Below are 21,204 nucleotides of genomic sequence, written 5' to 3'. Positions count from 1 at the left end.
GAGCGCCGTCCGGTCTACTCCTCGCGCCGCCCCGCGTGACCCGGATAGTCCCGCTCGAACCGGTCTTCGATCTCCTCGCGGTCGATCCGGACGATCGTCGGCCGGCCGTGCGGGCAGGCGTAGGGGTTGTCACACGCGTCGAGCGCCTCCAGCAGGTCGACGACGCGCCCCTCGGTGAGCGAGGTGTTCCCGGTCACCGACGGGTAACAGGCGAGGTCGGCGACGAGTTCCTCGGCCGCGGCGTCGATCGTCTCGCGGCCGCCGTCGTGCTCGTCGGCCACGAAGCCCGACAGCGCGTCACGGAGTCCCTCGGGGTCGAGCGTCGCGTCGAACACCGCCGGGACCGTCCGCACCTCGACACGGCGGTCGTCGACGCGGCCGGCGTGAAAGCCGACCTGCGCGAGCGCCTCGCGGTAGTCGTCGAACAGCGCCGCCTCCCGCGCGGTGAGTTCGAGTTCGACCGGGTCGGCGAGCGCCTGTGTCGGCGTCTCACCCTCGAGTTCCCGTTTCAGTCGCTCGTAGTTCACTCGCTCGTCCGCCGCGTGCTGGTCGACGAGCACCAGCCCCTCCTCGGTCGCGGCGACGACGTACGTCTCGTGTAACTGGCCGAGGACCCGCAGTCGGGGCAGGCGGTCGAACGTCCGGTCACGGTCGACTGCCTCTCCCGCAAGCGTCCGTTGTGTCGTGGGGCCGACGACGCCCGACGAGTCACTCGTCTCCGGACGCCCCGGTCCGGCGGCCGACGCGTGGCCCTCGTCGTCCGCGACCACGCGGTCGACCGCGTCTCCGAGTGCGTCTCGATCGCGTCCCCATTCCTCACTCCGGCGGTCCAACGCCGTCGACGGCTCCGGTCGGCGTTCGTCTCCACGCTCGCTCGGCCGCCGGGCCGTCGACCCCTCGGGCTGGCTCCCGTCCGTCTCGGAAGTCGGCGTCGCTCCCGCATCGCCTGCGCCATCGGGGTCTGCCTCGCCCGTGCCATCGGGGTCGGCGTCCACGACGCCGCCCGGTTGCTCCCCGCCGCTCCCGCCGGCGGCCGTCGCCGTTTCGTCCTCGACCGTGGCCGCCGTGTGCTCGCCGCTCCCCTCCTCGGGGCTCTCGCGGCTCGTTCGTCGTCCGTCCGTTCGTCCCCCGCGGCGCTCCGGTTCGGCGACCGTCTCGTCGGTGGGTGAGTCGGGCCTGATCTCCGTCTCGTCGGCTCTCGACCGGCCGCGCGGGGCCGTCGAGCGGATCAGCCCGTGGTCGAGGAGGGCCGACTCGACGCTCTCGCTGACCGCCCGACGGACCGCCGACTCGTCGTCGAACCGCACCTCCATCTTCCGGGGGTGGACGTTCACGTCGACCGTCTCGGGATCGACCGAGACGAACAGCACGGTAAAGGGGTAGCGGTCGGGCGCGAGCTGGCCGCCGTAGGCGTCGAGGACGGCCTCTCTGAGGAGGGGACTCGTGACGTACCGCCCGTTGACGAACGTCGAGAGGTACTCTCGGGTGCTCCGTGTCGTCTCGGGATCGGAGACGAGCCCCTCGACCGCCACGCCCTCGGCGTCGTCGACCCGGATCATCGACTCGGCGACTGCTCTCCCATAGACCGAGAGGACGGCCGACTCTAGGCTCCCGCGTCCCTCGGTGGCGAACACCTCGCGGTCGTCGTGTTCGAGCGCGACGGCCACGTCGGGGTTGGCGAGCGCGTACTGCGTGACGACCGTGTTGACGTGATCGAACTCGGTCGCCTCGGTCTTCAGGAACTTTCGACGCGCCGGCGTGTTGTAGAAGAGGTCACGCACCTCGACGACGGTCCCCTCCGGACAACCGGCCGGCCGGATCTCGCTGACCTCGCCGCCCTCGTAGACGAGTTCGGTCCCGCGGGCACCGCCGCGGGGTTTCGACCGGATCGTCGTCCGGGAGACGGCCCCGATCGTGTGGAGCGCCTCGCCCCGGAAGCCGAGCGTCCCAACCCCCGATTCGAGGTCCGCGATGTCGCTGATCTTCGACGTGGTGTGCTCTTCGACCGCGGCTTCGAGCGCCGCCTCGGTCATGCCGACGCCGTCGTCCCTGACCCGGAGTTCGCTCGTGCCGTCGCCCTCGACGGCGACCGACACCCGTGAGGCGTCGGCGTCGAGGCTGTTCTCGACGAGTTCTTTCACGACCGAGGCCGGCCGCTCCACCACCTCCCCGGCGGCGATGCGCTGGACCGTCGCCGTGTCGAGCGCCCGGATGCCGTGGTCCGGATCGGGTTCGACGCCGTCGGTGGGCGCGTCCCGTGGCCCCTCGCTCCCGCTCGAATCGCTCATCGGTCGGTCGCCTCCGCGTTCGTCGACTCCCGGGTTCCCGCGACACGTGCGAGGCCAGGCGCTTCGGAGCCCTCGCGACCCGCGCCGAGCACGCGCAGGAGGCTCCGGTACTCGTCGACCTGCTTGAGGTTCGTCTCGACCACTCCCGCGCGGTCCCGCCACGCGAAGTCGACGTGCTCGTCGCTGAGTTCGACGGTGTCGCCCGCGAACTCACACCGGTAGACGACGCCGAACTTCCCGCGTTTCTTCTTCGTCTTGAGCGAGCGGACGGTCGTCTCCACCGGTTCGGCACCCGTGACGACCAGCCCCGTCTCCTCGCGCACCTCGCGTTCGAGGCTTTCGCCCGCCGTCTCCCCGTACTCGACCTTGCCGCCGGGGAGTTCCCACGTCCCGTCGTGATTCCGGAGGAGAAGCGCCTCGACCACCTCGTCGGTCTGCCGGAGGAGGATCCCGCGCTGGACGACTTTCGCCCACATGTTCGTTCCCACTACTGTCCCTCCCGTCTCCGACGGCCGGTGTGAGTCGCTGGCGGTTCGCGCTCGCGTCGAACGGGACTCCACGGAGACGGGTCGGGGACGACTGCGGACGACCGGGGCCGCAGTCGACGTGTTGACGGCCGAGATGGCCGCCGATGTCGGCTCATTGGGCCAACCGATGTGGTAGACACGTATCAATCCAGTGCCCGCCGACGTCCCTCCGCCACCGCGTGACCGACGCGGTGCTCGAACCCGACGCGACCGTCCGTAACGGCCGTCGACGCCGGTTTGTCACTCACTTCCTCACACGTTATTTTCCTCGGAAAATGTAGATGGATTTACTACTCTGGGGGTGAGGGGCTAGACGGGGGGAAGGGGATGGGGGACTTTTCTACGCTCGACCGTCAGTTCGACGCGCTGGCCGACGTCCGACGACGACGGCTGTTGTTCGCTCTCGAGGAACGGAACCCGCGACCGGACAGCCCGCCCCACGACCGTGGGCTGTCTCGGAGCGCACTCGAACGCGAGCAGTTGCTCCTGCGGCACGTCCACCTCCCAAAGTTGGACGCGTACGGATACGTCTCCTGGGACAGGGAGGCACACCAGGTGACGAAGGGGCCTCGGTTCGCGGAGATCCGCCCTCTGCTCGCGCTCCTGCGGGAGCACGCCGACGACCTCCCGGAGTTCGACGGCCCCGAGTAGGCCGCTCCCTGCGGGCACCGGCCCGAGGGCCGGCGTCAATCGGTATCGAGTCGTCGCTGCCACTCCTGCACTTTCCCCATGAGCTCCAGCGGCGAGGTGTCGTTGACGCTGGTCGCACGCAGTTCGTCGAGGACCGACTCGATTCCGGGGTCGAGTTCGCCGCCGTCGCTGGCGGCTTCCGCCGTCGTCGCCGTCTCGGTCGCCGTCTCCGGTCCACCGCTTGCCGCGAACTGGCCACCCTCGAGGTCGAACACTGCCTGGACCGACTCCGACTGCTCGCCCGAACTCCCCTCCGCCTCGATGGAGTTCTCCTCGCGGAGGCGGTCGAGCACCTCCGACGCTCTCGATACGACCGGCCCGGGCACACCCGCGAGGTCGGCGACGTGAATCCCGTAGGAGCCGTCGGTCGCGCCCTCCTCGACCGTCCGGAGGAAGGCCACGTCACCGTCGCGTTCTTCGGCAGCGACGTGGACGTTCGCCACGACGGAACCCCGGTAGAACGAGACGGGGCCAACTGGCCGACGAGTCACGCGATGGCGCCTCGGTGAGGGACAGTAGTTAAACAGACACGAGACGGATCATGAGGTGTACCAGCATGGAGGAACTCGACCGCGTCTTGGGGAGGTATGCGACCAGTCAGGAGCTCATGGATCAGATCAGGTACAGCGCCGAGTCGCTGAGTATGGGGTTCGACCAGTGGGGCGAACAGTACGTGAGTGGCCCGAGCCTGTACTTGCTGATCGTCGCCGAGATCAGTTTCGACGAGTACACCGACCCGATGGGAGGGAACCGGTGGCCGGTCGAGCGGTGCCAGGTCGTCACCGATTCGCCCGAGGCGTTCACGCGGGTCGCCCGAGACGTCGCGTTCAGCCGGGACGGCGCGATCGTCGTGACTGGGGACGGGACGGTTCAAGAGCAGATGGTCCGAGTCCGTAGCCCCAGCCGGGAGTACATCGAGAAGTTTGACAAACTCGAATACGCCGAGTGGATGGGGGCCAAACACATGAGCGCGCTGGAGACATCGATCCGTGAGGAAGTCCTCTGGGTGATCACGCTCAGCGAAGAGGACGGGCGCGTCACGACGTTCCTCGACGGTACGTATCAGGACTATCCACGCGAGGAGATCGGGGGCCGGTGGCGACCCGAGGAGTAGGGCGGTCCATCGAGTCCCCCAGCAACAGCGAGGTGACGGCATCGGCTGTGAGACGGCTGGACGCTAGACCCGGGGTGCCAAGTTCCCCTGGGACTCGGGAACCCAGCCGATAGCCGTCGCCGCCGAGTACTCCCGCTGTACGCGTCAGCGCGCGCCCGTATCGACAGTTCGTCGCGCAACACGAACGACGTTACTCGGTATCGAGCCGCCGTTGCCACTCCTGTACTTTCCCCATGAGCTCCAGCGGCGAGGTGTCGTTGACGTCGATCCCGCGTAACTCGTCGAGCACGGCTTCGAGTTCGGGGTCGAGTCCGCCGCCGTCGCTGGCGGCTTCCTCCGTCGCCACTGTTTCCATCACCGCCTCCGAACCGCCGCCTGTCGCGAACTGCCCGCTTCCGAGGTCGAAGACGACCTGCTCGGTTCCCTTAGATCCACCTCTCACGTCGATTGCTTTCTCCTGTTGCAGCAGTTCGAGGACCTCACGTGCCCGTCTCGTGACCGGCTCTGGGACGCCCGCCAACTCCGCGACGTAAATCCCGTAGGACCGATCTGCAGGCCCTTCCTCGACGGTCCGCAGGAACGTCACTTCGCCGTCGTTCTCCTCGCCGGCCATATGGACGTTTGCAGCCCGCGGGAGGCGTTCGCCGAGCTCCGTTAGCTCGTGGTAGTGGGTTGCGAACAGCGTTTTTGGACCACCGCCGCTCCCATCTACAAGTACATTGTCGCCTTGGTGCAGATACTCCGTGGCGGCCCACGCGATGGAGATGCCGTCGTACGTCGCCGTCCCCCTCCCCACCTCGTCGAGGACGACCAGCGACTCCTCCGTGGCCGAGTGCAGGATGTTCGACAGCTCCTGCATCTCCACCATGAACGTCGAGCGGCCCTGAGCGAGTTCGTCGAGCGCGCCAACTCTCGTGTAGATCCCGTCGACGACGCCTACCTCGGCCCGACGCGCCGGGACGAAGCTCCCGATCTGTGCCAGGAGGGTGATGAGCGCCGCCTGCCGCATGTACGTCGACTTGCCCGACATGTTCGGCCCGGTCACGATCAGAAAGCGCCGGTCGGCGCCCATCGAGAGATCGTTCGGGACGAACTCGGTCGTCCGCTCGACGACCGGGTGCCGACCCGCCTCGATGTCGAGCCCGCCCGGCTCGGTCAGGGTCGGCCGCGTCCAGTCGTTCCCCGCAGCGTGCGTCGCGAGCGAGGCGAGCGCGTCCACCTCCGCGAGCGTCCGTCCCACGTCCTGCAACAGTTCCGCACGCGCGCCGACCCGCTCGCGCAGGTCGCAGAACAGCTCGTATTCGAGCTCCGCGCGGGCCTCCTCGATCCGGAGGATCTCGCGTTCTCGCTCCTCGAGTTCGTCGGTGACGAACCGTTTCGAGTTCTTCAGCGTCTTGATTTCGCGGTAGCCCTCGGGGACCTCGTCGGCGACCGACTTCCCGACCTGGATGTAGTAGCCGTCGGTCCGGTTCCGATCGACCGTCACGTGGCTGAGGCCGTGCTCGCGTTTCTCCCTCGCCGCGAGGTCGTCGAGCCAGGACTCGACCGCGGTGTGTCGTTCGATGAGGTCGTCGAGGTCGTCGTCGTATCCCCGCCGGAGCAGCCCGCCCTGCGTCACTGTCTTCGGCGGATCGTCCGCCAGTGCCCCGTCCAGTTCGGCGTGCAGGGCGGCCGCGCCGTCGCGGTCGGGACGGGCGACGACCGCGGCGAGCGGGGAGTCCGCGAGCGCGCTCCCCTCGACCGCTTCCGCGAGCGTCGGGACGAGGGCGAGGGTGTCGCGGATCGACAGCAGATCCGACGCGTCGGCACGCTCGCCGGCGGCCCGCGACGCCAGCCGTTCGAGGTCGTACGCGCCGTCGAGCGCGTCGCGGAGCCGTTCGCGGGCCAGCGCCTCGGTCGCGAGGGCCTCGACGCAGTCCAACCGGCGGCCGATCTCGGCGCGGTCCCGGCGGGGGCGCGTCACCCACTCTCTGAGCAGCCGGCCGCCGGCGCTCGTCACCGTGTGGTCGATGACGTCGACGAGCGACCCGGTTCGGTCGCCGTGCATCGTCTCGGTGAGTTCGAGGTTCCGCTGGGTGGTGGCGTCGAGCGTCAGGTGGTCGCTCGGCTCGTACGTCCGCAGGCGCGTCATCGATGCGGCCACGCCGGTGTTCGTCTCCGTGACGTAGGCGAGGACGGCTCCGGCCGCCCGGATCGCGACCTCGTCGTCGAGGCCGGCGCTCGTCGCGACGTCGCCGAACTGCTCGCGGAGGGCGTGTCGCGCCCGGCCGGGGGCGAACGCCGCCGTCTCGAACGCCGTGAGCTTCACCTCGCGGTCGCGGACGCGCCGGAGGAAGGCGTCGTCGTTCCTGACGTCGGGGCCCGGCAGGAGCTCCACCGGGTCGAGCCGGTACACCTCCGAGCCGGCGGCGTCGGGGTCGTCGACCGTCGTGACAAGGAACTGCCCGGTAGTAACGTCCGCGAACGCCAGCCCGTAGCGGTCGCCCTCGCGGACGACGCTCGCGAGGTACTGGGCGTCCTCGCGGGAGGTCTCCAGCATCGTGCCGGGCGTGACCACCCGCGTCACCTCGCGGGCGTGGCCCCCCGCCGTCTCGTACTGGTCGGCGACGGCCACTCGGTACCCGCGCTCGACGAGCGCTTTCAGGTACGGCGTGAGGTCGTCCAAGGGGACGCCGGCCATCGGGTACGACGAGCCGTGGGAGGACTTCTTCGAGACTTTCAGATCCAGCTCCCGACCGACGGTCTCGGCGTCGTCGGCGAAGAACTCGTAGAAATCGCCACACTGCATCGCCAACAGATCCGCGTCCGTCTCCTCCTTGAGCGAGAGAAACTCGCCGACGATCCCTTGCGGCATACGTGTACGTCACTACGTCCGGCGCTGGGGTGGTAAAACGCTGTGGGTCGACAGCCACACGACGTCGCGTGAATCGAGGCCGGGAGACGCTCCGACCGCGGGCGAGGAAGCGACCGCGTCGCCTCGGGGCGTTCGCTCACTCGCGTCGCTCGTTCACCGAGCGGTCCGACCCGTCCTCCACCGACGACACGCTCACCCGCTCCGGAGTTCGCGGCCGTACGCGACCGCCTGCGACCGGAGGCGCGGCACGACCGCGACGCCCGCCCCGAACGTTCCGATCCCGAGTAGGACCACCGCGGCCAACTCCACGACGCCCGTGACGCCGAGCGCGGAGCGGGCGACGACCAACACCCCGACCATGACCGTCGAGACGGCGGTCACGCGGAGGAGGTCGCCGGTCGGCACCCGGTAGGTGACCTCGCCGCGGAGGTACCACGCCCGAAGCGCCATCCCGACGGTAAAGGCGAGCGTCGTCGCCACGGCCGCCCCGACGAGCCCGTACCGGGGGATGAACGCGAGGTTGAGGCCGACGTTGAGCACCGTCGCGACGATCGTCGCCCGCGCGACCAGATCCGGGCGGTCGATGCCGAGCAGCACCCGGCCGACGACGATCTGGACCGCCTCGGGCACCTTCCCCGCCACGAGGACGATCAGGGCGAGGCCCGCGGTGACGTACTCGGGACCGAACAGGACACGGAGGAGTTCCTCGCTCAGGACGAGCGTCCCGAACGCCGCCGGGATCACGAGCGCCACCGCCGGGAAGAGCGCGCCGCTGACGAGGTCGCCGACCCGGTCGCGGTCGCCCCGAGCGCTGAGCGCGCTGGCCTGGGGGAGCAACGAGACGCCGAGCGCGCTGGGGAACAACAGGGTGACAGCGGCGACCCGCCAGGCAACCTCGTACGCGCCGACGTCCGCCTGTGTGAGGATGAACCCAACGATGAGGACGTCCGTCCAGTTGTGTATCTGCACGCCGAGCGCCGGAACGACGTTGTACTTCGTGTACGACAGGAGCGACCGGACCGACGCCGCAGAGGGCAGCACCGGCCGCGTGTCGAGTTTGCTCACGCCCCACAGGAAGGAGACGAGGCTCCCGCCGACGACGCCGTAGACGAGTCCGACCGGGCCGAGGCCGAACCCGAAGACGAACACCGCCCCGAGCGCGACGTACACCACCTGGTTCGCGAGGAACAACACGGCGGTCTCGCCGACGCGGAGCTCCCCTCGCAGGGTCGTCGTCGCGATCGTCGCCAGCTGTGAGGAACCGACCGTGACCACGAGCAGGCCGGCGACGGGCACACCCACGAACGCGTTCACCGGCCCCCGGACCGCCAGGATGAGCGCCGCCACACCGCAAAAGCCCACGAACTTGAGCGCGATGCCGCTCCCGAGGACCGTCTCCCGCGAGGCCCCCTCGCTGAGCCGCTTTTCGATGGCCGTGTTCAGCCCGAGGTCGATCCCCGACTCGAGGACACGAAACAGCGCCTGGAAGAGGAAGAACGCGCCGATGCCCGCCGGGCCGAGTTCGCGCGCGAACACCGCGACCGCGAGGAACCCGATCCCCGAGTTCAGCACGCTCACGACGAAGAGCTTCGAACTCGATCTGGCGACGCTCATCGGGGACGGGTGTGCGATTCCCGGGCGGTGAAATAAGAACATCGTCTCGAACACGGGGGGTCGTCGATCCCGTCGGCCTCGCTCGAACCGTGCTCCACCAGAGAGTACGACGTCTATTCGGGCCACGTTTCTGTCGCCGACCCGTTGCATTCGACGAGACAGACTCACGAAACCGACGATGGTCTGCTGCGTTCGGGAGGTCATCCGCGTGAGTCGTTCGATCGACGGTGTTCAGGACTAGACGGCGATTCGGATCCACGGTCGGCGGTCACGCCGACCAACTCCGGTTCGCGACGTCAGTCCGAGCGAAGAACGTTCCCGTTTTTCACACACTGTTCGGTCAGGACCGGTGACTCGCCGGTCAGTTTCTCGGAGTCGGTCAACTTGCGCTCGTCGGTGGCACTACCCTCTGCCAGGGTGTAGAAGTGAAAGTTCCCGGTCTGGAGGATGACGAAGATGCTGTCGGTGCCGTACTGTGGGACGTTCGGTCTCAGTACGTTTTCGAGGTAGTCGCTCGCCCGCTCTTCGGACACGAACCGTGCGACGTTTACCGCGAACTGCCCGGTGTCGGCAGTGTAAATCCCTCTGATCGCACTGTCTACCCCACTGCGCGAATCGAAGCCCTGGGGTTCCATCGTCTCCGTCGAGCCGAACTCGCCTCCGCCCTCGGGAAGGAGGTCTGTTGGTGCCGCATCGCTGTCCGGGACGCTACAGCCACCACTACCGCTACTACAACCGGCTATCCCCACCCCCGAGCACACTCCGACAGCACGCATGACACGACGACGAGTAGTCATCGAACAATTATCCATTGAACGGAAAGTCTCTCGAGATATACTAAACGTTGGTATACCATCCACTTCTTTCCGGGACTGCTCACGGGCGCTGGCTCCCGTTACCTCGCGTCGCTCGCAGTCGGTGGCGTCGCTCGGACAGCGTACCGCAGCCACGACCACGAAGGCCTTTTGCGGTCCGTCAGCCCATATCTTGTGTGAACGAAACAGACTCGGAGCGAATCACCGTCTACTCGGACTACGTGTGCCCCTTCTGTTATCTGGGTCGCGAGTCCCTCGGCCGATATCAAGACACGCGCGAAAGCGACCTCGAGATCGACTGGCACCCGTTCGACCTCCGGAGCGGGAAGCGGAACCCTGACGGCAGTCTCGACCACTCGGTCGACGACGGCAAGGGAGACGACTACTACGAGCAGGCCAAACAGAACGTCCGTCGCCTCCAAGCGCAGTACGACGTCGAGATGACGCTCGAGATCGCGACCGATGTCGACTCCCTGCCCGCCCAGATCGCCTCCTACTACGTGAAAGAACAGTACCCGTACGAGACGTGGCTCGACTTCGATACCTCGATCTTCGAAGCACTGTGGCAGGAGGGGAGAGACATCGGCGAAGAGGACCTGCTCGTCGAACTCGCCACCGACGCGGGCGTCGACGGCGAGGAGATCCGCGCGGCGCTCGCCGACGACTCGCTCGCCGAGACGGTCCGTGCGCGGTTCACCGAGGCACAGCAGGCGGGGGTCACGGGCGTCCCGACGTTCGCGTACGACGGCTACGCCGCTCGCGGGGCCGTCCCGCCGGAGCACATCGAACGGCTGGTCGAAGGCACGTAGTCGAGCGACGATCGACGCGCAGTCACCGCGGCGTCTCGGTGCCCCACCGGTCGATCGCGGCGGCGAGCTCGGGACGGTCGGCGGCGTACTCCGCTATGTCGATGCCGGCGACGGTCGCGTCGACGGCCTGTCGGAGCGCCGTCGCGCCCGCGTGTGTCCCGTCGGGGTGGCCGTGGATGCCGCCGCCGGCTTGGATGCAGACGTTCGTTCCCACGCGCTCGATCAGTTCGGGGACGAGCCCCGGATGCAGCCCGCCCGAGGCCACGGGGAGCACGTCGGCGAGACCGTGGAGGTCGGAGGAGAGCCACTCGTTGATGCCGACGGTGTCCTCGTTTTCGAGTTTCCCCAGGTCGGCGGTCCCCGTGTGGATCTGGTCCACCCCGCAGAGCCGGGCGATCTGGGCGATGACGCGCATCGACACGCCGTGGTTCTCGATCCGGTCGAACGCGGCGTGCATCGCCCGGTGGGCGTGGATGGCGATGCCGTGGTCCTCGCAGGCGTCGCGGACGGTCTGGACCGCGCCCCACCCTGCCGTGACGACGTCGACCATCACGTACTCACAGCCCTCCGCGGCCGCTCTGTCCACCCGTTCGAGCATCGCCGCCGTCTCGTCCGTGATGTTGACGAGGTACGACTTCGGCTCGCCGGTCTCCTCGACGGCACGGTCCCGCTCCGCCAGCGACGCGGTCAGGCGGTCGTCGAAGGGGTTGAACGACTGATCGGTGAGGTTCTCGTCGTCCTTCAGGAGGTCGATCCCGCCCGTCCACGCCTCGTAGCCGATGCGGGCGTGTTCCTCGGTCGGGAGACCCACTTTCGGTTTGGGGACGGTCGCGAGAATCGGGCGGTCGCCCGCGTCGAAGAGTTCGTCTCGAACCCGGCTCCCGAACTGCGGGCCCGGGAACGAGGTCGCGAGCGGCGCGGGCCACAGACAGTCGAGCAGTCGAATCCGCTCGACGGCTTTCATCCCCATGATGTTGCCGGCGATACAGGAGAGCACCTGCGGCATGTTGCCCGGTTCGAACAGCGCGTCGGGGTAGGCGACGGTCACCCGGTTGCCGTCGATCCCGCAGGCGGTGGCGCTCAGATCGACGAACTCGTCGACTTGGAGTTCGGCCCACGTCCCGTTCGAGCTCTCGGATGCCACCCGCGAGGCCGCGGCCTCGATGTCCATCCCGGCCGCCGGCTCGAGGTAAAACTCGCAGACGAGGTCGGTGTCCGCCGGCTCGTACGAGGTGTCGAGGAAGTCTTCGTACGCGATGCCTGTCATGTGATACTATGCACCACGGCGGCGCAAATAGCCACCGGTGGTCCTCGTCGGGAGCGCGAGTCGCCCGCTTACCGCTCATCCGCCCCGTCGAGGACGCGCTCGATCTCGGCGATCGAGTCGAGGACGACGTCCGGTTCGATCGCCGAACGTTCGAGCGCAGCGTCGTCCGTCACGCCGGTCCGGACGAGGACCGTCGTCGTGCCGACCGCCGCGCCCATCTCGATGTCCGTGTCGAGACGGTCCCCGACGAGGAGACACGAGGCGGCGTCGACGCCGAGGCGGTCGAGCGCGAACCGGGCGGCGATCTCGGAGGGTTTGCCCGCGACCGTGTCGGGCGCGCGCCCGGTCATGCCTTCGACGGCCCCGATGACCAGCCCCGCGCTCGGGAGGATGCCGTCGGTGCCGGGTTTGGTGCGGTCGGGGTTCGTGGCGACGATGGGCGTCTCCGGACTGGTGGCCCGGAGCACCCGGGTGAAGCAGTCGTAGTTGAGGCCGGTGTCGAGCGAGAGGACGATCACGTCGGTTTCGGCCGGATCCTCGGTCACGGCGACGCCCGCGTCGGCCAGCGCCTCGAACAGCGCCGCCTCGCCGACGACGAACGCGCGGTCGTCGCGGTGTTCGCGGGCGAGGTAGTCGGCGGTGACGACGCCGGCGGTGACGACGTCGTCGGCCGTCGCGTCGATGCCCATTCCCGCCAGTTTCTCGACGTACTTTTCGGGAGAGTTCGTCGCGTTGTTCGTCAGGAACTGGACCGCGACGCCCGCTTCGCGGAGGGTCGTGATCGCCTCGCGCGCCCCGGGAATCGGCCGGTCGCCGCGGTAGAGCGTGCCATCCATGTCGACCAGCGCCCCCTCGAACCTCGTGTTCGTGTGCACGTGGCCGGGTTGGCTGGGGAGAAGTATTAGGTGTGGGGGCTGGCGAGGACACGGGATCACGAGACCCCAACGTCGGGGACCCCGGGTGGCAGGTGGATGCGGTTCACGCCGCCGAGCGGCGCGGTGCGAAGCGGTCGCTACGGCGGAACGAAACGTGCGTGTCGGGCGACGCAACGTGGAGCGGTCGGCGCGGTGGAACGGAAACGTGCCGAGGGGCGCAGCGTGGTGCGGTCGCCAGGGCGATGACGCCACACCACCGGAGCGACTGCGTCGCTCCGAGCCGTTCGTTCGCTCGGAGACTCCTCTACGGGGCGGCCGAGCCCACCCCGTACGGCCAACAGGACACGGAACGTGCCGCGCTGCTCACGAAGACCTCCCCAGCTGACTCCTTCGCTCGTTCGTTCCACTCACTCGCCCGGTCGTCCCTTGGGCGGATCGCCGGACGGAGCGGCGACGCCACGCGCCACCGGCCGTGCCACTGGTCGGGGAGGTGTGCGGCCGCTTGTCGCACACCGCGTGCCGCTCGCGTGCCGTCTCCCGTCCGCCACGGATACGCGCTATCCCCTCGGAGCGCGGCCGCGGCGCAGGCGGCGGGACGGGCCGGAGACGCGACACCGCGTGGCCAGATAGTTAATACCACACACGGCCCTACACAACACATGGCACAACGAGAGGTCCAACAGGAACTCGACGTCGACCAGTACACGCTCGGTCTCGTCGGCCCCGACCAGGAGTGGGCGGGGACGGTCGCCGACGGCGGGACGATCCGGACACACACACCGCCGGCGTGCTGGGGGCCGATGATCACTCCCTCGTTCCGCGGCGGCCACGAGGTGACGAACCCGATCCGCGTCGAGGGTGCCGAGGTGGGCGACGCCGTCGCGCTCCACATCCGCGACGTCGAGGTCACGTCGATCGCGACGTCGACGGGCAGCATGGCCGAACACGAGGGGGCGTTCGGCTCCGACCCGTTCGTCGACCACAAGTGCCCCGAGTGCGGCACGGCGTGGCCCGAGAGCGTCGTCGAGGGGACGGGTGAGGAGGCCATCAGGTGCGCCGAATGCGGGGCGAACGCCTCCTCGTTCGGCTTCGAGTACGGCTACACCGTCGTCTTCGACGACGACCGGACCGTGGGGCTGACCGTCGGCCCGGAGGGCGCAGACGACCTCGCCGAGCGGGCCGACGAGGCGATGGCGCTACCCGAGAACTCCCGTCAGCACCCCATCCTCCTCTACAAGCCCTCGGAGATGCCGGGTACGCTCGGCCACCTCCGGCCCTTCATCGGCAACATCGGCACCACTCCCCCGATCGAACTCCCCGACTCGCACAACGCCGGCGACTTCGGCCAGTTCCTGATCGGGGCCGAGCACGACTGGGGGCTTTCGAGCGAGGCGGAACTCGAAGACAGGACGGACGGCCACATGGACATCAACGCGGTCCGCGACGGAGCCATCCTCGTCTGTCCGGTGAAGGTCGACGGCGGCGGCGTCTACGTCGGCGACATGCACGCCAACCAGGGCGACGGTGAACTCTCCTTGCACACGACCGACGTCAGCGGCCGGGCGACGATCGACGTCGAGGTCATCAAGGGGTTGGGCATCGACGGCCCGCTCCTCCTGCCGAACCGGGAGGACCTCCCGCAGATCGCCCAGCCGTACAGCGACGACGAACTGGCGGCGGGCCGGGCGCTCGCCGCGGAGTACGACGTCGACCTCGTCGAGGACGTGGGGCCGATCCAGGTGATCGGCAGCGGCGCGACGATCAACGACGCGACCGACAACGCCTTCGAGCGCGCCGGGGCGCTCTTGGACATGTCCGAGGGGGAGATCCGCGCCCGGTGTACGTTCACTGGTGGCGTCGAGATCGGCCGTCTGCCGGGGGTCGTCCAGCTCACGATGCTCGCGCCGATGGACCGACTGGACGCACGCGGTCTCGGCCACCTGGTCCGCGATCAGTACGGACGCTGACGGCCCGGCCGAGCCGACTACTCGCTGCCGTCCGCCGCCTCAGTCGAGCTGGTTCGTGAACGGGTACATCGAGGCGGTGCGCTTTGCGATCGTCGCGAGCCGGAGGATGTACGCCGCGAGCAGGATGATCGGGGCGAAGCCGACGGTCACGACCGTCGGGATGAGGAGCCGGTGCGTCGCGGGCGCGACGGCGGTGCCCGCCGGCGCGGTGAACAGGAGCATCAGGACGACGGTGCCGACCTGGACCGGGATCCCGATGTAGAGGAGGGTGCGCGAGAGCGCGGCGAGTTCGGACTGGATGAAGGCGGTCTTGAACATCCGCCTGGCGACGTCGACCTGTTCGAGGCCCTCGACGAGGCCGTCGAGCGCGTCGACGACCGCCTCGGGCAGGGCGTCGGCGTGTTCGGTTCGGAGCCGCCACGCGCCGTAGATGTACCGCTCGTACTCCGCGTTCAGCGTGGCGAACAGCGCGTAGTTGAGTCCAGTGTTCGGTCGGGTGAGGTGCGCGATCACGTACTCGACGTGTTCGTCGAGTCCCGCGACGAGCGCGTCGACCTCGGCCACGAGTCGCTCCGACTCGGGCGACGCCGCCTCGTCTGCGGCCAGTTCCGCCGAAAGCGCCTCACCTTTCGGGTCGATGCTGCGGAACAGCAGGAGCACGAACTCCGAGGGGGCGATCGGGACGACGCGCTGGTGGTCGTCGCGCCCACCTCCCGTCGGTACTGCACCATCTCGTCCATCTTCTCGCGGATCTCGCCCGGCGATTCGAGGTGGCGCGCGAGGACGAACTGACTGATCGAGATGACGATGGTGATGAGCGTGAAGTTCCCACTGATCAACGCGAACAGGAGGTAGAGGATCGGCGTCTGTCGTTCGAGCGGTGAGAGCCCCGTCGCGACGGCGGTCCAGACCGTCGCGGAGACGACGAGCAGGCCGAGGCCGGTGACGGCGAGTCGGCTGCCGCTGAGGAGGAACCACTCGCTCGGTCGGTACTTCAGGGCGTACCACTCGACGGCGAACTCGAACCGCGCGTCGTCCAGGCGCGTCGCCATTCGGCCGCCGGTTGGCGCCGTGGGTGGTAACTGGTGGCGGTTCGTTACCTCTCCCCACCCTCAGCCGCCGCGCATCGCGGGGAACAGCGAGACCTCACCCGTCACGCGCGCCGTGAGCGGCCGCCGTTCGCCGTCGCACAACACCCGGACGCTCGGCCGGACCGGCCCGTCGTCGGTGAGGAGTTGTCCCCGCGATCGCGGGTACCGCTCCACGAACGCCCGGACCACGTCGTCGACGGTCGGCGGGGTCGCGTCCCCGTCGCCGGTCTTCGTGTCGCCGGCCTCACGCTCGCCGGCCTCGACCGCCAGGTCGACGGTTTTCGTCCCCGTCACTCCCCGGAGCGGTCCGTAGAGCGTCACGCGTACGTCCATAACGGTGTGTGCGGCAGGGACGCTCTTGACCGTTGGTGGTCGTCGGCGAGCGCAGACTGCGCCCGAGTCGGCACGACGGCGTCGGTCACCGGTTCGCCGCCAGCCTGCCGTTGGTTCGCTGGGGCTCGCCGTCGGAGTCGTCGCTCGCGGTGTTCTCCGCCGGTCCGGTCACGCCGTCGTGTTCGCGTCCCCGGCTCTCGTCGACCCGGACGCCGTGGGCCCCCTCGCGCTCGACGGCGCTGGGGGAGACACGGACGAACACCGCGTCCGCGCGCGCCTCCGCGATGCTGTGGCCGCCGCAGTACGACAGCCCCGAGCGGATCCCCCACAGGAACTCGGTCGTCCGCGGTTCGAGCGGTCCGGTGTGGGGCGTCAGCGCCTCGACGCCCTCGTCCGCGCCCGGGCTGTTCTCCCGTTTGTCCGTCCGGGCCTCGTTGGCCGCGGTGGTCGACATCCCGCGGGATCGTTTGTACCGCTGGCCGTCGACGACGACCGCCTCCCCCGGAGCCTCGTCGGTGCCGGCGAAGAAACTCCCCAGCATCACCGTGTCGGCACCGGCGACGAGCGCCTTCACCGCGTCGCCGGACGTCCGGATCCCGCCGTCGGCGACGATACAGACGTCGAGATCCGCGGCCGCCTCGGCGCAGTCGTCCACGGCGGTCAACTGCGGCATCCCGGCGCCCGTGACCGTCCGCGTGGTGCAGTGCGATCCGGGGCCGACGCCGACTTTGACGCCATCGGCGCCGGCGGCGGCGAGGTCTTCGACGCCCGCGGGCGTGACGACGTTGCCCGCGACGATCTCCGCGTCGAACTCGTCGTCGATCCGCTCGACCGCGTCGAGACAGCGTTCCATGTGGCCGTGTGCGACGTCGACGACCACGCAGTCCGCGCCGGCGTCGAGGACGGCCGCCGCGCGCGTCAGGTAGTCCTCGTCGATACCGACGGCCGCGCCGACCCGCGCGCCGGCCTCGGTCGCCCCCCGAACCATCGCGGCCTGTTCGTCGACGCTCACGAAGCGGTGGATCGTCCCGAAGCCGCCGACGGCGTCGAGGGCGACCGCCGTCTCGGTCTCGGTGACGGTGTCCATCGGTGCGGACAGCACCGGGGCTGCCAGTTCGATATCCGGCGTGAGGTTCGTCGTCAGATCGACGTCGCTCCGACTGTCGACCGGCGAGCGCTGTGGAACGACGAGCACGTCGCCGTACGAGAGTCCCTCTCTGAGTTCCATTGTGTGACCTCGACAAGCGAGGCGATCGTGGAATATATATCTGTTGACATCGGGCCCGCACTCACGATCGCCGATCGAGCGCCTGTCGTGAGGGCCTGTCGGGCGTCTCGACCCGACTCGATTCTCAGAGTTGAGTACGGGCGGCGAGGACTTATGTTACCTATCCGTGTCCGCCTCGGTATGCTCGACGCACTCCTGGAACGGCTCAGACTGCCCTGGTTGGGGGACTCCGACGCCGTACCCGACGGCGGCGTCCAGACCGACGACCGGGCGACGGTCGCGGCCGGGATACGTGCGTTCGACGTCGCCCAACTGCTCGACGGGGTCGGCACGCCCCTCTTCGCGCTCGACGCCGACGGTCGCGTCGTCGTGTGGAACGCCGCGATCGAGCGGCTCACGGGCGTCCAGGCGGCGGACGCACTCGGGACCGAACACGTCAGCGAGGCGTTTTACCCCGACGGCCGGCGGGCGGAGACGCTCGCCGACAAGCTCGCCCACCCCGACGACGCCGACCGCGAGTTCGGCCTCGACCGCATGGATGGCGACTCGCGGCTCTACGTCGACAGCAGCGTCATGACGGACCGCCACGGCGTCGACCGACACATCACGTTCAACGCCATGCCGCTGTTCGACGGCGACGAACTCGTGGGCGTCGTCGAGGTGGTTCACGACCGGACCGACGCGGTCCAGAAGAGCCAACAGACGCAGGCACTCGTCGACGAACTCGGCCGGACCATCCGCTCGGTCGCCGCCGGCAACCTCGGCGACCGCGCGCGGTTCGATGACGAACACGACGTGCTCCCGGACGAACTTCTGGACATCCTCGACGAGTTCAACGAGATGACCGCACGGTTCGAGACGCTCACTGCCGAGGTGGACCAGACCGCCGGCACGCTGAGCGACGCGATCGATCACGCCGCCGACGCGGCCGGCGAGATCGAATCACAGGTCCACGACCAGAACGACCTCCTCGCGCGCGGGGCCGAGGAGATGCAGGACCTCTCGGCGTCGATGGAGGAGATCGCCGCCACCTCCGACGAGGTCGCCTCGGCGGCCGAGCAGGCACGCACCGCCGCCGACGAGGGGCAGGCTGCGGGCGAGAGCGTGCGCGAAGCGACCGACGCCGTCATCGACATCTCCGACGACCTGCTCGAAAGCGTCGTCGAACTCCAAGATCGGATGGGGGCGATCGAGGAGGTCGTCGAGGTGATCGCGGAGGTCGCAGACCGAACGAACCTCCTCGCGCTCAACGCCAACATCGAGGCCGCCCGCGCGGGCGAGGCCGGCGACGGCTTCTCGGTCGTCGCCGACGAGGTGAAACAGCTGGCGAACCAGACGCACGAACACACGGAGGAGATCGCCTCGAGCATCGAGGAGATCCAGGCACAGGCCGACGAGACGGTCGCGGCGAGCGAGGCCTCCCACGACCAGATCGAGGTCGCCTCGGGGGAGATAAGCGAGGTCCTCGGGTCGCTGACCGAGATCGGCGAGGCGGCCGACGCCGCCGCCAACGGCGTACAGGAGGTCGCCCGTGCGACCGACGGGCAGGCGACGAACATCGAGGAGGTGACGACGACGATCCAGACGGTCCGCGAGCGGGCCGACGAGACGGAGGCCGCCTCGACGCGGATCACCGACGCGACCAGTCACCAGACGGTCGCCATCGAGGACCTGCAGGCGAAAGTCGACCGACTCCGTGGACGGGAGGACGCGGCCGGCGAGACAGCGGGTGCGACTGCGCGCGCGGACGGTGGGCCGTTCGGACGCTGAGGGCCGCGCTCGTCGTCTTGGCGCACGCTCCGCCGCGTCAGTGGCCGCCCACGGTACACCCACCGGTGTACTCGACGTCCGCGACGCTCTCGATGGGGTCGTCCCCGCAGACGGGGCAGTCGGGGTTTCTTCGGTACGGGACCGTCTCGAACGTCATGTCCATCGCGTCGTAAAACAGCAGTCGACCGTCGAGCGTCTCGCCCGCTTCGAGGAGGAGTTTGACCGTTTCGGTCGCCTGGATACAGCCGACCGTCCCCGGGAGGACGCCGAGGACGCCGGTCGTCGCGCAGTCGGGCACCGTCCCCGGTTCGGGTGCCTCCGGGAACAGACAGCGATAACACGGCCCGCCCGGGAGGATCGTGGTCGCCTGGCCCTCGAACTTGTAGATCGAGCCGTGGACGAGCGGCGTCTCCGTGAGTTGACAGTAGTCGTTCACCAGGTAGCGCGTCGGGAAGTTGTCGGAGGCGTCGACGACGAGGTCGTACTCGTCGACGACTTCCACGTTCGCGCTGTCGAGCCGCGTCTCGTACGTCTCGACCGTGACGTCGGGGTTGAGCCGTTCGATGAACCGCCGCGCGCTCTCGACTTTCGGGACGCCCACGTCGGCGTCGGCGTGGATGACCTGCCGCTGGAGGTTCGACCGCTCGACGACGTCGTCGTCGACGACGCCCAGTCGGCCGACGCCGGCGGCCGCGAGATACTGAATGACCGGCGCACCGAGCCCGCCCGCTCCGACGACCAGGACGCTCCCGTCGAGGAGCCGTTTCTGTCCCTCCGGCCCCACCTCGTCCATGATGATGTGTCGCGAGTAGCGGTCCAACTGTGTCGCGTCGAGAGAGAGGCTCATGCAGGACGGTTCGTCGCGGGCGGATATAAGTCTCCGGCGGCCGGGTCAGATCGTCGCGGCGAGCGCCCACAGGAGGCTCGCGACCGCGTGGGCGACCACGGCTGCGGCGAGGTCGTACCGCCAGTAGAGCAGCCCGAACACCACGCCGCCGACGAACGGCACGGCGGCGGCGATGGCGACGCCGGCCGGGCCGACTCCGTCGGCGATCGCCACGGGGACCGCCGCACAGCCGCCCAGGGCGGCCGCGACCAGCACCCCCGCCCAGGCGCTCGTCGGTGTCACGCTCCGATCGATCGCCGGCCGGTACGTCCACGCGGTCCAGACCACGAACGTCATGACGCCGAACCGGAGGACGAGTTCGGCGACGGTCCCGCCGGCGACGCTCGCGACGACGGCGAACGAGCCGTCTCCGACCCACCGGCTCGGCGGACCCGGATCGACACCGACGGCGACCGCGACGGCGTGGATGCCGAGCGTGACGACGGCAACCGCGACGCCGACGACCGCCGGCAGTCGGTACGCGCGCAGGCCCGTCCCGGGGAGGCGGTCGGTCCCGAGCGCTCGGAAGCCGATGTCGCGCGCGAGGACGGAGCCGACCGCGGCCGCGACGCCGACACCGACGACCCCGACGGTGATGACGACTACTACGACCAGCCACCGCGGTGCAGCCGCGAGCGGCTCCAGCGCCGTGACGGCCGGCAACGCCCCGAGCACGGCCAACACCCCGACGGCGAACGGCGGCCCGGCCCGGCGCGGTTCGACGAGACCCGGCTCTAACGCCATACCGGGATTCATGTGAGGGTGCCTAAAAAGCCTCTCACGTGCGACGCCGTGCGGCGTCGACGTCTGTCATCGTCCCGGGAGAGATATTGTCACGCCCCGGCGAAACCCACCCGCTCACCACCGAGCGCTATTACAATTAAATACGTAAAATAGGTTTCCTTTCTATAAGAGAAAGATGGCAAAATTAGTATTGAGGCGATAATAGAACAAAAAAAAGCTATTATAGTGAGAATAAAGAAAAATACATAAATTATAAACAAAAATAAACGAGTAGCAAAAAAATAGGCACAATTAATATTGGATTCTTTCTCGCTCGTCCAGAAGCTCGATCG

At 68.7% G+C, this 21,204-nt stretch carries 16 protein-coding genes and 2 pseudogenes; 5 read left to right on the top strand and 13 right to left on the bottom strand.

Annotated features, from left to right (window positions below; genetic code table 11):
* Positions 1-14: 14 nt before the first annotated feature.
* A complete protein-coding gene (gene mutL, locus NKJ07_RS12565; RefSeq protein ID WP_318567162.1) occupies positions 15-2,288 on the bottom strand; it encodes a DNA mismatch repair endonuclease MutL in 2,274 nt (757 codons plus the stop codon).
* Entirely contained in the window at positions 2,285-2,776 is a 492-nt protein-coding gene (locus NKJ07_RS12560) for an NUDIX domain-containing protein (RefSeq protein WP_318567161.1), read from the bottom strand. The genes mutL and NKJ07_RS12560 overlap by 4 nt, the downstream gene beginning before the upstream one ends.
* A gap of 366 nt (positions 2,777-3,142) precedes the next feature.
* Between NKJ07_RS12560 and NKJ07_RS12555 the strand changes: the two genes are divergently transcribed.
* A complete protein-coding gene (locus NKJ07_RS12555; RefSeq protein WP_318567160.1) occupies positions 3,143-3,466 on the top strand; it encodes a hypothetical protein in 324 nt (107 codons plus the stop codon).
* A 35-nt stretch (positions 3,467-3,501) separates the two neighbouring features.
* Here the strand turns inward: NKJ07_RS12555 and NKJ07_RS12550 are convergent.
* A pseudogene (locus NKJ07_RS12550) lies at positions 3,502-3,948 on the bottom strand (MutS-related protein); the annotation flags it as partial.
* Between the two features lie 113 nt (positions 3,949-4,061).
* Here NKJ07_RS12550 and NKJ07_RS12545 point away from each other — a divergent pair.
* Entirely contained in the window at positions 4,062-4,619 is a 558-nt protein-coding gene (locus NKJ07_RS12545) for a hypothetical protein (protein WP_318570455.1), read from the top strand.
* A gap of 190 nt (positions 4,620-4,809) precedes the next feature.
* On the opposite strand, the gene mutS is transcribed toward NKJ07_RS12545, so the two are convergent.
* The 3 genes from mutS to NKJ07_RS12530 all read right to left on the bottom strand — a co-directional run bounded on the left by mutS (position 4,810) and on the right by NKJ07_RS12530 (position 9,722).
* On the bottom strand, positions 4,810-7,473 hold the full coding sequence (gene mutS / locus NKJ07_RS12540) for a DNA mismatch repair protein MutS (protein WP_318567159.1): 2,664 nt from the start codon (positions 7,471-7,473) through the stop codon (positions 4,810-4,812).
* A gap of 192 nt (positions 7,474-7,665) precedes the next feature.
* Positions 7,666-9,087 carry a flippase gene (locus NKJ07_RS12535; RefSeq protein ID WP_318567158.1) on the bottom strand — a complete coding sequence of 474 codons (1,422 nt, stop codon included), beginning with the start codon at positions 9,085-9,087 and terminating at the stop codon, positions 7,666-7,668.
* A gap of 296 nt (positions 9,088-9,383) precedes the next feature.
* Positions 9,384-9,722: a hypothetical protein gene (locus tag NKJ07_RS12530; RefSeq protein ID WP_318567157.1), complete on the bottom strand. Its 339-nt coding sequence runs from the start codon at positions 9,720-9,722 to the stop codon at positions 9,384-9,386.
* A 356-nt stretch (positions 9,723-10,078) separates the two neighbouring features.
* Here NKJ07_RS12530 and NKJ07_RS12525 point away from each other — a divergent pair, with 356 nt between their 5' ends.
* Positions 10,079-10,711 (top strand): DsbA family oxidoreductase, encoded by a 633-nt coding sequence (locus NKJ07_RS12525; protein ID WP_318567156.1) that lies wholly within the window; start codon positions 10,079-10,081, stop codon positions 10,709-10,711.
* A 22-nt stretch (positions 10,712-10,733) separates the two neighbouring features.
* Here the strand turns inward: NKJ07_RS12525 and rbcL are convergent, their stop codons facing one another.
* Positions 10,734-11,978: a type III ribulose-bisphosphate carboxylase gene (rbcL, locus tag NKJ07_RS12520; RefSeq protein ID WP_318567155.1), complete on the bottom strand. Its 1,245-nt coding sequence runs from the start codon at positions 11,976-11,978 to the stop codon at positions 10,734-10,736.
* Positions 11,979-12,046: 68 nt separating this feature from the next.
* Complete coding sequence (locus NKJ07_RS12515) at positions 12,047-12,853, bottom strand: HAD-IIA family hydrolase (protein ID WP_318567154.1); 807 nt, start codon at positions 12,851-12,853, stop codon at positions 12,047-12,049.
* 659 nt (positions 12,854-13,512) lie between these two features.
* Between NKJ07_RS12515 and NKJ07_RS12510 the strand changes: the two genes are divergently transcribed.
* Positions 13,513-14,820: an acetamidase/formamidase family protein gene (locus NKJ07_RS12510; protein WP_318567153.1), complete on the top strand. Its 1,308-nt coding sequence runs from the start codon at positions 13,513-13,515 to the stop codon at positions 14,818-14,820.
* A 39-nt stretch (positions 14,821-14,859) separates the two neighbouring features.
* On the opposite strand, the pseudogene NKJ07_RS24590 reads toward NKJ07_RS12510, so the two are convergent.
* The 3 genes and pseudogenes from NKJ07_RS24590 to NKJ07_RS12495 all read right to left on the bottom strand — a co-directional run bounded on the left by NKJ07_RS24590 (position 14,860) and on the right by NKJ07_RS12495 (position 17,472).
* Positions 14,860-15,872: pseudogene (locus NKJ07_RS24590) on the bottom strand (DUF7972 family membrane protein).
* A 60-nt stretch (positions 15,873-15,932) separates the two neighbouring features.
* Positions 15,933-16,244 (bottom strand): MoaD/ThiS family protein, encoded by a 312-nt coding sequence (locus NKJ07_RS12500; RefSeq protein ID WP_318567151.1) that lies wholly within the window; start codon positions 16,242-16,244, stop codon positions 15,933-15,935.
* An 85-nt stretch (positions 16,245-16,329) separates the two neighbouring features.
* Complete coding sequence (locus NKJ07_RS12495) at positions 16,330-17,472, bottom strand: guanosine monophosphate reductase (protein ID WP_318567150.1); 1,143 nt, start codon at positions 17,470-17,472, stop codon at positions 16,330-16,332.
* A 180-nt stretch (positions 17,473-17,652) separates the two neighbouring features.
* Here NKJ07_RS12495 and NKJ07_RS12490 point away from each other — a divergent pair, with 180 nt between their 5' ends.
* A complete protein-coding gene (locus tag NKJ07_RS12490) occupies positions 17,653-19,242 on the top strand; it encodes a methyl-accepting chemotaxis protein (RefSeq protein WP_318567149.1) in 1,590 nt (529 codons plus the stop codon).
* Positions 19,243-19,279: 37 nt separating this feature from the next.
* Here the strand turns inward: NKJ07_RS12490 and ubaA are convergent, their stop codons facing one another.
* Both ubaA and NKJ07_RS12480 read right to left on the bottom strand, forming a co-directional pair.
* Positions 19,280-20,089: an SAMP-activating enzyme E1 gene (gene ubaA / locus NKJ07_RS12485; protein WP_318567148.1), complete on the bottom strand. Its 810-nt coding sequence runs from the start codon at positions 20,087-20,089 to the stop codon at positions 19,280-19,282.
* Positions 20,090-20,134: 45 nt separating this feature from the next.
* Positions 20,135-20,872: a hypothetical protein gene (locus NKJ07_RS12480; protein WP_318567147.1), complete on the bottom strand. Its 738-nt coding sequence runs from the start codon at positions 20,870-20,872 to the stop codon at positions 20,135-20,137.
* Between the last annotated feature and the right edge of the window lie 332 nt (positions 20,873-21,204).

It is taken from the genome of Salinigranum marinum (genome assembly GCF_024228675.1).
GTDB classification, from domain to species: domain Archaea; phylum Halobacteriota; class Halobacteria; order Halobacteriales; family Haloferacaceae; genus Salinigranum; species Salinigranum marinum.
Note: the sequence above shows the minus strand (reverse complement) of the source record. Positions and strands in the feature narration are given on the sequence as shown.